The sequence below is a fragment of the Pseudomonas sp. AC169 genome (assembly GCF_979258515.1).
Genome location: NZ_OZ409866.1, coordinates 3,071,645 through 3,083,529, shown reverse-complemented (window position 1 = coordinate 3,083,529; position 11,885 = coordinate 3,071,645). Strand labels below are relative to the sequence as shown.

The 11,885-nt window shown below is 59.7% G+C and carries 7 protein-coding genes; 3 read left to right on the top strand and 4 right to left on the bottom strand.

The window, feature by feature from the left end; genetic code table 11:
- The first annotated feature begins 8 nt into the window (after nucleotides 1-8).
- The gene (locus ACZZ0G_RS13960; protein WP_116255739.1) at nucleotides 9-812 is read left to right on the top strand and encodes a hypothetical protein; all 804 of its coding nucleotides are present in this window, start codon (nucleotides 9-11) and stop codon (nucleotides 810-812) included.
- A 381-nt stretch (nucleotides 813-1,193) separates the two neighbouring features.
- On the top strand, nucleotides 1,194-1,631 hold the full coding sequence (locus ACZZ0G_RS13955) for an excinuclease (protein ID WP_463397963.1): 438 nt from the start codon (nucleotides 1,194-1,196) through the stop codon (nucleotides 1,629-1,631).
- A 104-nt stretch (nucleotides 1,632-1,735) separates the two neighbouring features.
- Here the strand turns inward: ACZZ0G_RS13955 and ACZZ0G_RS13950 are convergent, their stop codons facing one another.
- Nucleotides 1,736-2,638 (bottom strand): LysR family transcriptional regulator, encoded by a 903-nt coding sequence (locus ACZZ0G_RS13950; protein WP_016983863.1) that lies wholly within the window; start codon nucleotides 2,636-2,638, stop codon nucleotides 1,736-1,738.
- 119 nt (nucleotides 2,639-2,757) lie between these two features.
- Between ACZZ0G_RS13950 and ACZZ0G_RS13945 the strand changes: the two genes are divergently transcribed.
- Nucleotides 2,758-4,032 (top strand): MFS transporter, encoded by a 1,275-nt coding sequence (locus ACZZ0G_RS13945; protein WP_463556505.1) that lies wholly within the window; start codon nucleotides 2,758-2,760, stop codon nucleotides 4,030-4,032.
- A 124-nt stretch (nucleotides 4,033-4,156) separates the two neighbouring features.
- Here the strand turns inward: ACZZ0G_RS13945 and hemE are convergent, their stop codons facing one another.
- The 3 genes from hemE to gltB all read right to left on the bottom strand — a co-directional run bounded on the left by hemE (nucleotide 4,157) and on the right by gltB (nucleotide 11,562).
- Nucleotides 4,157-5,224 (bottom strand): uroporphyrinogen decarboxylase, encoded by a 1,068-nt coding sequence (gene hemE, locus ACZZ0G_RS13940; RefSeq protein ID WP_016983859.1) that lies wholly within the window; start codon nucleotides 5,222-5,224, stop codon nucleotides 4,157-4,159.
- 347 nt (nucleotides 5,225-5,571) lie between these two features.
- Nucleotides 5,572-6,990, bottom strand: coding sequence for an FAD-dependent oxidoreductase (locus ACZZ0G_RS13935; protein ID WP_039757038.1), 1,419 nt, complete (start codon nucleotides 6,988-6,990; stop codon nucleotides 5,572-5,574).
- A gap of 126 nt (nucleotides 6,991-7,116) precedes the next feature.
- Nucleotides 7,117-11,562 (bottom strand): glutamate synthase large subunit, encoded by a 4,446-nt coding sequence (gltB, locus tag ACZZ0G_RS13930; RefSeq protein ID WP_463556504.1) that lies wholly within the window; start codon nucleotides 11,560-11,562, stop codon nucleotides 7,117-7,119.
- Nucleotides 11,563-11,885 lie beyond the last annotated feature (323 nt).

The window sequence follows — 11,885 nt, the reverse complement described above, 5'->3', positions numbered from 1 at the left end:
TGAAGGGAATGACTCAGTTTCACCGCATCGCCGCTCTGTTGGCCCTGGCTTTTGTGCTCGGCGGTTGCACCAGCAAACCGGTTTACAACGCCAAGGAAGAGTTCTCGCCCAACCTCGGTTTCACCCAGCAACAGATGAGCCGCGCCATCGTCACTGCGCTGAACGATCGCCAGTGGGTCGTGCAATCGGTACGTCCGGGCATGATCAAAGCGGCGATCACCGTACGCGGCCGCCATCACGCCGAAGTCGATATTCCGTTCACCCCGACTTCGTTCGAAATCGACTACCGCAGCAGCTACGGCCTCGATGCCAAGGACGGCAAGATCCACGGCAACTACAACCGCTGGGTCAACCGTCTGCGCGACAACGTGCTCAAAGAGCTGTCGATCAACCCGGACATCGAGTTCGTCAACGATCTGGGCATCGTCAAACAAGGCGCCGATGAGCCGACTTACCTGAGCTTCCGTGAAGGCGTGAAACGCGCCACCGACGCCGGCCTGCTCGACGGCAGCGTGAAGTTCTACCTGGCCGGCGAAACGCTGCCAAAACAGGTGCGCAAACTCGACACTGTGAGCAGCAGCCGCAAGACCAACGGCTCGAACAAGTCCGACGAAGACGCCTGCTTCTGGGCCCTGCAGTCGGCTTTGGCGACTCTGCAGAATGCCGCGAAGAAAGCCGACGCCAACGCGGTGATCAACATCGCCAGCGTCGACCAGCGCGACCTGTACAAAGACACCGAGAAATTCCAGTGCCGTGCCGGGCTGGTGGTGTCGAGCGTGGCGTTGCGCGGGGATCTGGCGCACGTGGATTGATGGGATTGTAGAAACGACAAAGGGCGCCATTCGGCGCCCTTTCACAAACAGGTTGGCTTGTCATCGCCGATTACCTGTCTGGCTCTGCGATGGCTGGTCACCCAGGATCCTCAGAGTCTCACAAGCCCCTTGCGGGAACGCTCGCAGTATTGCCCGAATCATCAATCCAAACAACGGCTGGCGTTTGGCCTCACTGCGCAAGAAAACAAACACTCGCTAAAACAGTTCGTAACCGCAAATGTGGTGAACACGGCTCCACAAGCTGAACACTCGCCACACAGCATCTACACTCGCTCATGCAGGCCATCAATACGCCTGTCAGAACGGCGGGCCCGGTCGGTCGAGCACTCGCGGTTCTCTTTCACCGTCAAGGAGATGACCATGCAAGTGAAAGCCGTGATCGCCGCCGCGCTTTTCGCGCTACTGCCCAGCGCCAGCCACGCCACCAATCTGATGTACATGCCCTTCGAAACCGTGCTGTCGGACGCCATTCGCGCCGGGCGGCTGGATGGCAGTGTGAAGTTCTATCTGCTCGGCAATGGGCCGCGAGGGACTCAGCAGTTGCTGCGCAGCGGGGTAGTCAGTGATCTGAAAACCAACGGTTTCAACAAGAGTGATCACGATTCCTGCGAGTGGGTGCTGCAGTCGAATCTGATCAAGTTGCAGGCTGATGCCAAGCGGGTTGGGGCGAATGCGGTGGTCAATATCGTCAGTTATTACGACCAGCATGTGCGCAAGGACTTGAATACCTACGAGTGTCGGGCGGGGATTTTTGTCACGCGCGTGGCGTTGAAGGGGGATTTGGTGCGGTTGCCCTGAAATCTGTGATGTTTGGGCCGACGCCTTCGCGAGCAGGCTCGCTCCCACCTTGGACTGCGTTCCCCTGTGGGAGCGAGCCTGCTCGCGATTTGATTGCGCAGCAATCAGGCCTTTGAAGGTTCGACCTTGCGCGTGAGCAGGTCGACAAACGCCTTGGCCATCGGCGATTTCTGATCCTTGCGCTGCACCAGCCACACCGCAGACACCGCCTCCGGATCGAGCAACGGGCGATAGACCACTCCGTCGATGCGCATCCGCTGATAGGACGCCGGCAGCACCGAAACTCCGAGCCCCGCTGCGACCAGACCGATGATGGTCATCGCCTCACCCGCCTCTTGCGCAAAGTGCGGGCTGAACCCGGCATCACGCGCCAGACTCAGCAATTGCGCATACAGCCCGCTGCCGTAGCTGCGCGGAAAGAACACGAACGGCTCCAGCGCCAGCGCCGAGAGGAACAGCCCTTCTTCACTGCCCTGCGCCAACGGATGCTTGGAACCGAGCACGGCGACCAGCGGCTCGCGCATCAACTCCACCACACTCAGCGAATCGGGCAGACCCAGCGGGCGCATGATGCCGACTTCGATCGACTCATCCACCAGGCCCTCGGCGACTTGCGTGCTGCTCATCTCACGAAGGTTGAGGTGCACCGCCGGAAAACGCTGGCGGAAGGAAAAGATCGCTTGGGGAATCGTCGAGTTGAACGGTGCCGAAGAGGTAAAGCCGATTTTCAACTCGCCCAGTTCACCCAATTGCGCACGCCGGGCAACATCCGCAGCTTTGTCGACCTGAGCCAGCACCAAGCGCGCCTCCTCCAGAAACAACCGCCCCGCCTCACTCAGTTCGACCCGACGATTGGTGCGTTCGAACAACCGTGCGCCGACCTCTTGCTCCAGCGCCTGAATCTGTTGGCTGAGCGGTGGCTGCGAGATGCCCAACACCTGTGCCGCGCGGCCGAAGTGCAGTTCTTCGGCAACGGCGATGAAGTAGCGCAGATGACGCAATTCCATGGAAACCCCATTAGGTCGTTAAAGCTATCAAACAGGTCGAACAATATATTGGATAGAAACATTAGCCAGCTATATGATTTTTTCATTGCCTGCCCTGGCCGTGCCCTCCGAGGTCTGAAGTGAAAACTGCTGTCGCGCCCCTTGCCCATGAAGTCCCGCCTGCTGCGGCCGACGATGTCGTTGCCGAGTTGCAAGAGATCTACATCGAAAAAGGCACGCCGATGTTCATGCGCACAGTGCTGGCGCTGTTTAGCGGCGGCTTTGCGACGTTTGCCCTGCTCTACTGCGTGCAGCCGATGATGCCGCTGCTGTCCCACGAGTACGGAATCAACGCGGCGCAGAGCAGCCTGATCCTTTCGGTGGCCACCGGCATGCTCGCCATCGGCCTGCTGATCACCGGGCCGATTTCCGATCGGATCGGACGCAAACCGGTGATGGTGACTGCGCTGTTCGCAGCGGCGCTGTGCACCATGGCCAGCGCAATGATGCCGAGCTGGCAAGGCGTGCTGATCATGCGTGCTCTGATCGGGCTGTCACTGAGCGGGCTGGCAGCGGTGGCAATGACTTACCTGAGTGAGGAGATCCATCCGCAGCACATCGGCCTGGCGATGGGTTTGTACATCGGCGGCAACGCGATTGGCGGGATGAGCGGGCGCTTGATCACCGGTGTGTTGATCGACTTCGTCAGTTGGCACACGGCGATGCTGGTGATCGGCGGTCTGGCGATGATTGCCGCAGCGGTGTTCTGGAAAATCCTTCCCGAATCGCGCAACTTCCGTTCACGCTCGCTGCACCCGCGCAGCCTGCTCGACGGCTTCACCATGCATTTTCGCGATGCCGGGCTGCCGCTGCTGTTTCTTGAAGCATTCGTTCTGATGGGCGCGTTTGTCACGCTGTTCAACTACATCGGCTATCGCTTGCTGGCTGCGCCGTACAACCTTGATCAGGTGTTCGTCGGTTTGCTGTCGGTGGTGTATCTGTCGGGGATCTACAGCTCGGCGAAGATTGGTTCGTTGGCGGATAAGCTGGGGCGACGCAAGGTGCTGTGGGCGACGATTGCGCTGATGTTTGCCGGCCTTGCCTTGACCATGTTTACGCCGTTGCTGCTGGTGATTGTCGGCATGTTGATATTCACCTTTGGCTTCTTTGGCGCGCATTCGGTGGCGAGCAGCTGGATTGGTCGGCGGGCGACTAAGGCCAAAGGACAGGCGTCGTCGTTGTATCTGTTCAGCTATTACGCCGGGTCGAGCATTGCCGGCACGGCGGGTGGGGTGTTCTGGCATCTGGGCGGGTGGAACGGGATCGGCTTGTTTATCGGTTCGCTGTTGTTGATTGCGCTGCTGGTGGCGCTGAAGCTGGCGAAGTTGCCGCCTCTCGGTGGTGTCAAAGCTTAAAAGCAAAAGATCGCAGCCTTCGGCAGCTCCTACATTAATCCCATGTAGGAGCTGCCGCAGGCTGCGATCTTTTGATCTTGAAAAAACGCTCGGCATTGGCCGGGCGTTTTTTATTACAACGCGATCACTCGTGATACTGCGCCGACAACTCATGCACCGCGCGCAGGAACGCACCCGCATGCTCCGGATCAACCTCTGGCGTGATGCCATGGCCGAGGTTGAACACGTGGCCGCTGCCCTTGCCGTAGCTGGCCAGAATGCGCCCGACTTCAGTGCGGATCGCTTCCGGTTTGGCGTAGAGCACGGTCGGGTCCATGTTGCCTTGCAGCGCAACCTTGTCACCGACACGGGCGCGGGCGTTGCCGATGTCGCAGGTCCAGTCCAGGCCCAGTGCGTCGGCGCCAGCGTCAGCGATGCTTTCCAGCCACAGGCCGCCGTTTTTGGTGAAGAGGATCACCGGCACTTTGCGACCGTCGTGTTCACGGATCAGGCCGCTGACGATTTTTTTCATGTAAGCCAGCGAGAACTCCTGGTACGCCGCCGCCGACAGGTTGCCGCCCCAGGTATCGAAGATCTGCACCGCTTGCGCGCCGGCCATGATCTGACCATTGAGGTACGAGGTCACCGACTGCGCCAGTTTATCCAGCAGCAGGTGCATGGCTTGCGGGTTGTCGTAGAGCATGGCTTTGGTCTTGCGGAAATCTTTCGACGAGCCGCCTTCAACCATGTAGGTAGCCAGTGTCCACGGGCTGCCGGAGAAGCCGATCAGCGGTACACGGCCGTTCAGTTCGCGACGGATGGTGCTGACCGCGTCCATGACGTAGCCGAGGTCTTTGTGCGGATCAGGGATCGGCAGCGCTTCGATATCGGCGAGGGTGCTGACGACTTTCTTGAAGCGCGGACCTTCACCGGTCTCGAAGTACAGGCCCTGGCCCATGGCATCGGGGATGGTGAGGATGTCGGAAAACAGGATCGCCGCGTCCAGTTGTGGATAGCGGTCGAGCGGTTGCATGGTGACTTCGCAGGCGAATTCCGGATTCATGCACAGGCTCATGAAATCACCGGCCTGGGCGCGGCTGGCGCGGTATTCAGGCAGGTAGCGACCGGCCTGACGCATCATCCACACCGGGGTGACGTCTACGGGTTGCTTGAGCAGGGCGCGGAGGAAACGGTCGTTCTTCAGGGCAGTCATGTCGGCATCCGGAAAAAAAGTGCGGGCATTTTCTCAGAGCGCGACGCAAAAGGCACGGATGCAGGTCAGCCTTTTGTCTATCGGGTCAATTTATCGCGCAATGATCGTTCCCACGCTCTGCGTGGTAACGCCTCCTTTGACGCTCTGCGTCACGCTTTTTGGGACGCAGAGCGTCCCCGGCTGCATTCCCACGCAGAGCGTGGGAACGATCAACACCGAGAAACAACTGTGGGAGCGAGCCTGCTCGCGAAGAGGCCGGTACATCCAACATTTAAGTTGGCTGACAGACCGCTTTCGCGAGCAGGCTCGCTCCCACATTTTTGATCGCATTTCAGTTTGAAATGTAATCAGACGCCCAGGTAATCAAGGATCCCTTCGGCAGCATTGCGGCCTTCGAAGATGGCCGTTACCACCAGGTCGGAACCGCGCACCATGTCGCCACCGGCGAAGATTTTCGGATTGCTGGTCTGGTGCTTGTACTGACCTTGCTCAGGCGCAACGACGCGGCCCTGGCTGTCGGTCTGGATTTCGAACTGTTCGAACCACGGCGCCGGGCTCGGGCGGAAGCCGAAAGCGATGACCACAGCATCAGCCGGGATGATCTCTTCGGAACCCGGGATCGGCTCAGGGCTGCGACGGCCACGGGCGTCCGGTTCGCCGAGACGGGTCTCGACCACTTTGACGCCTTCGACCTTGTCTTCACCGACGATCGCGATCGGCTGGCGGTTGTAGAGGAATTTCACGCCTTCTTCCTTGGCGTTCTTCACCTCTTTGCGCGAGCCGGGCATGTTCGCTTCGTCACGACGATAGGCGCAGGTCACCGACTTGGCGCCCTGACGGATCGACGTGCGGTTGCAGTCCATCGCCGTGTCGCCGCCGCCGAGAACCACAACCTTTTTGCCTTTCATGTCGACGAAATCTTCCGGCGACTTTTCAAAGCCCAGGTTGCGGTTGACGTTGGCGATGAGGAAATCCAGCGCGTCATAAACGCCCGGTAGATCCTCACCGGCAAAGCCGCCCTTCATGTAGGTGTAAGTGCCCATGCCCATGAACACCGCATCGTATTCGGCGAGCAGTTGTTCCATGGTCACGTCTTTGCCGACTTCGGTATTCAGACGGAACTCGATGCCCATGCCGGTGAAGACTTCGCGACGATTGCTCAGCACGGTCTTCTCAAGCTTGAACTCGGGGATACCGAAGGTCAGCAGACCGCCGATTTCCGGGTTCTTGTCGAACACCACCGGGGTCACGCCACCACGCACCAGCACGTCGGCACAACCCAGACCCGCCGGGCCTGCGCCGATGATCGCGACACGTTTGCCGGTCGGTTTGACCTTCGACATGTCCGGGCGCCAGCCCATGGCGAACGCGGTGTCGGTGATGTACTTCTCGACCGAACCGATGGTCACCGCGCCGAAGCCGTCGTTAAGGGTGCAGGCACCCTCGCACAGACGATCCTGCGGGCACACGCGGCCGCAGACTTCCGGCAAGGTGTTGGTCTGGTGCGACAGCTCGGCGGCCTGAAGGATGTTGCCTTCGGCCACCAGCTTCAGCCAGTTCGGAATGAAGTTGTGCACCGGGCACTTCCATTCGCAATACGGGTTGCCGCAACCCAGGCAACGGTGGGCCTGATCGGCCGACTGCTGGGGTTTGAACGGTTCGTAGATTTCGACGAACTCTTTCTTGCGTTGACGCAACAGTTTCTTCTTCGGATCTTTGCGCCCGACATCGATGAATTGAAAGTCGTTACTGAGACGTTCGGCCATCTTCAAAACCTCTTACACGACAGCTCCAAGCTACAAGCTTCAAGCTGCAAGAAAATCACATTAGTCCGTTACAGCGCGCACTGGCTCCAGCTTGCCGCTTGAAGCCAGTGGCTTGCAGCTGCGCCGTTATTGCGGACTCGCACGAGTACTGGAGAGCAGAGATTTCAAACTCGCCGCCTTCGGTTTGACCAGCCAGAAACGGCGCAAGTAGTCATCGAGGTTTTCGGCGAGTTCACGACCCCACTCGCTGTCGGTTTCCGCGACGTACTCGTTCAGCACGTTTTGCAGGTGGCTGCGATAGGCTTCCATCGCCTCGCCGCTGATCCGCTGGATTTCCACCAGTTCGTGGTTGACCCGGTCAACGAAGGTGTTGTCCTGATCGAGCACGTAGGCGAAACCACCGGTCATGCCAGAGCCGAAGTTGTAACCGGTCTTGCCCAGAACGCAGACAAAACCACCGGTCATGTACTCACAGCAGTGATCGCCAGTGCCTTCCACAACCGTATGGGCACCGGAGTTACGCACGGCGAAACGCTCGCCTGCGGTGCCGGCGGCGAACAACTTGCCGCCGGTGGCGCCGTACAGGCAGGTGTTGCCGATGATGGCGCTTTCCTGAGTCTTATAAACGCTGCCCTTCGGCGGCACGATGGTCAGCTTGCCACCGGTCATGCCTTTGCCGACGTAGTCGTTGGCGTCGCCTTCGAGGTACATGTTCAGACCGCCGGCGTTCCACACGCCGAAGCTCTGACCGGCAGTGCCTTTGAAGCGGAAGGTGATCGGCGCTTTCGCCATCCCCTGATTGCCGTGCTTGCGCGCGATTTCGCCGGAGATCCGCGCGCCGATCGAACGGTCGCAGTTGCAGATATCCAGTTCGAACTCGGCGCCGCTCATGTCGTTGATCGCCGACGAGGCCATCTCGACCATTTTCTCGGCCAGCAGGCCTTTGTCGAACGGCGGGTTGCGCTCAACGCCGCAGAACTGAGGTTTGTCTGCCGGGATATGATCGCTTCCCAACAGCGGCGTCAGGTCCAGGTGATTCTGCTTGGCGGTCTGGCCCTCGAGGATTTCCAGCAGATCGGTACGACCGATCAGCTCTTCGAGGGAGCGCACGCCGAGCTTGGCCAGCCACTCACGGGTTTCTTCGGCGACGTAGGTGAAGAAATTCACCACCATGTCGACGGTACCGATGTAGTGATCCTTGCGCAGCTTCTCGTTCTGCGTCGCGACGCCGGTGGCGCAGTTGTTCAGGTGGCAGATACGCAGGTATTTGCAGCCCAGCGCGATCATCGGCGCAGTACCGAAGCCGAAGCTTTCAGCGCCGAGAATCGCTGCTTTGATCACGTCGAGGCCGGTTTTCAGGCCGCCGTCGGTCTGCACCCGGACTTTGCCGCGCAGGTCGTTGCCGCGCAGGGTCTGGTGCGTTTCAGCGAGGCCGAGTTCCCATGGTGCGCCAGCGTATTTGATCGAAGTCAGCGGCGAAGCACCGGTGCCACCGTCGTAACCGGAAATGGTGATCAAGTCCGCATAGGCCTTGGCTACACCGGCGGCGATGGTGCCGACGCCTGCTTCGGCTACCAATTTGACCGAAACCAGTGCCTTCGGGTTGACCTGTTTCAGGTCAAAAATCAGCTGCGACAAGTCTTCGATCGAATAGATGTCGTGGTGCGGCGGCGGCGAAATCAGGGTTACGCCCGGCACGGCGTAACGCAGCTTGGCGATCAGCCCGTTGACTTTACCGCCCGGCAGTTGCCCGCCCTCGCCCGGCTTGGCGCCTTGCGCGACCTTGATCTGCAGCACTTCGGCGTTGACCAGATATTCCGGCGTTACGCCGAAACGGCCAGTCGCGACTTGCTTGATTTTCGAGCTCTTGATGGTGCCGTAACGCGCCGGATCTTCACCACCTTCGCCGGAGTTGGAACGCGCGCCGAGGCGGTTCATGGCTTCAGCCAGGGCTTCGTGAGCTTCCGGCGACAGTGCGCCCAGCGAGATACCGGCGGAGTCGAAGCGCTTGAGCACCGATTCCAGCGGCTCGATTTCACTGATGTCCAGCGGCGTGTCGAGGGTCTTGACCTTGAACAGGTCGCGGATCATCGACACCGGACGGTTGTCCACCAGCGAGGTGTATTCCTTGAACTTGGCGTAGTCGCCCTGCTGCACGGCGGCTTGCAGGGTGTTGACCACGTCCGGGTTGTACGCGTGATATTCGCCACCGTGGACAAACTTCAGCAGACCGCCCTGCTGGATCGGCTTGCGCGGACTCCAGGCTTCGGTGGCGAGTGCTTTCTGCTCGGCTTCGATGTCGACAAAACGCGCACCCTTGATGCGGCTCGGCACACCACGGAAGCTCAGATCGCAGACTTCTTCGGACAGGCCAATGGCCTCGAACAGCTGCGCACCACGGTACGAAGCGATGGTCGAGATACCCATCTTCGACAGGATCTTCAGCAGACCTTTGGTGATGCCTTTGCGGTAGTTTTTGAACACCTCATAGAGGTCGCCCAGCACTTCACCGGTACGGATCAGGTCGCCCAGCACTTCGTACGCGAGGAACGGATAGACCGCCGAGGCGCCGAAACCGATCAGCACCGCGAAGTGATGCGGGTCACGGGCAGTCGCGGTTTCAACAAGGATGTTGGAATCGCAACGCAGGCCTTTTTCGGTCAGGCGGTGGTGCACGGCACCGGTCGCCAGCGAGGCGTGGATCGGCAGCTTGCCCGGGGCGATATGGCGGTCGCTCAGGACGATCTGGGTGCGACCGGCGCGCACCGCTTCTTCAGCCTGATCGGCGACGTTGCGGATCGCCGCTTCGAGGCCGACGCTTTCGTCGTAGTTGAGGTCGATGATCTGCCGCTCGAAACCCGGGCGGTCGAGGTTCATCAGCGAGCGCCACTTGGCCGGCGAGATCACTGGCGAGCTGAGGATCACGCGCGAAGCGTGTTCCGGCGACTCCTGGAAAATGTTGCGCTCGGCACCGAGGCAGATTTCCAGCGACATCACGATCGCTTCACGCAGCGGGTCGATCGGCGGGTTGGTGACCTGCGCGAACTGCTGGCGGAAATAGTCGTACGGCGTGCGCACGCGCTGCGACAGCACGGCCATCGGCGTGTCGTCGCCCATCGAGCCAACGGCTTCGTAGCCTTGTTCGCCGAGCGGACGCAGGACCTGATCGCGCTCTTCGAACGTGACCTGATACATCTTCATGTATTGCTTGAGCTGATCGACGTCGTAAAACGCCGAACCGTGGTCGTTGTCTTCCATGGTCGCCTGAATGCGCAGGGCATTCTTGCGCAGCCATTGCTTGTACGGATGACGGGATTTCAGACGGTTATCGATCGCATCGGTGTCGAGGATCTGCCCGGTTTCTGTGTCGACGGCGAAGATCTGGCCAGGGCCGACACGGCCTTTGGCAATCACGTCTTCCGGCTTGTAGTCCCACACGCCGATTTCCGACGCCAAGGTGATGAAACCGTTGGTGGTGGTGACCCAACGCGCCGGGCGCAGACCGTTACGGTCGAGCAGGCACACCGCGTAGCGACCGTCGGTCATTACCACGCCGGCCGGGCCGTCCCACGGTTCCATGTGCATCGAGTTGTACTCGTAGAACGCACGCAGATCCGGGTCCATGGTTTCAACGTTCTGCCACGCCGGCGGAATGATCATCCGCACGCCACGGAACAGGTCGATGCCACCGGTGACCATCAGTTCGAGCATGTTGTCCATACTCGACGAGTCGGAACCGACACGGTTAACCAGCGGGCCGAGCTCTTCAAGATCCATCAGATCGTTAGTGAACTTGGTCCGACGAGCCTGCGCCCAGTTGCGGTTACCGGTGATGGTGTTGATCTCGCCGTTGTGGGCGAGGAAGCGGAATGGCTGGGCCAGCGGCCATTTCGGCAGGGTGTTGGTGGAGAAGCGCTGGTGGAACACGCAAATCGCGGTTTGCAGGCGCTCGTCGCTCAGGTCTGGATAGAACGCGGCCAGATCGGCCGGCATCATCAGGCCTTTATAGATGATGGTCTTGTGCGAAAAGCTGCAGATGTAGTGGTCGGAATCGACGGCGTTGGCCACCGACGAACGACGACGCGCACTGAACAGCTTCACGGCCATGTCCTGATCGCTCAGGCCTTCGCCGCCGATGTACACCTGCTCGATCTGTGGCAGGCGCTCAAGGGCCAGGCGGCCGAGGACACTGGTGTCGATTGGCACTTTACGCCAGCCGATCAACTGCAGGCCTTCAGCGAGGATCTCGCGGTTCATGTTCTCGCGAGCGGCTTCGGCCTTGGCCGGATCCTGGTTGAAGAAGACCATGCCCACCGCATATTGCTTGGGCAACTCGACGCTGAAAGTTTCCTGGGCAATGGCTCGCAGGAACGCATCAGGTTTCTGAATCAGCAGACCGCAACCGTCACCGGTCTTGCCGTCGGCATTAATCCCACCGCGGTGGGTCATGCAGGTCAGGGCCTCAATGGCCGTTTGCAAAAGGGTATGACTGGGCTCGCCCTGCATATGGGCTATCAGGCCGAAACCGCAGTTATCCTTGAATTCATCTGGTTGGTACAGACCTGCTTTCATAGACACTTTCTCACCAGGCTGCCTCTTTTCGAGGCAAATTTCTTTTCAATTCAACCACTTGCATCCCGCGCCGAACGTACGCCGGCTTAGCAGGGGCAAAAGGGTGGTCATTGTACACAGCGACACAGAGGCTCACAAATTTGACGACGAAATGTCGCAAATTCATGTCGCATTTGTGAAAGGTTTAAAGCGATCTGCTGTGCTAGTCAAAACTTTTTTTAATTTTGACCGCAACGACTCAAAGACTACTGTGACGCAGACACCACAAGGCACGCGACCTGGAAGGAAGCGCGCACTTGCAGAAATTTTGAGGTGCTTGGAGA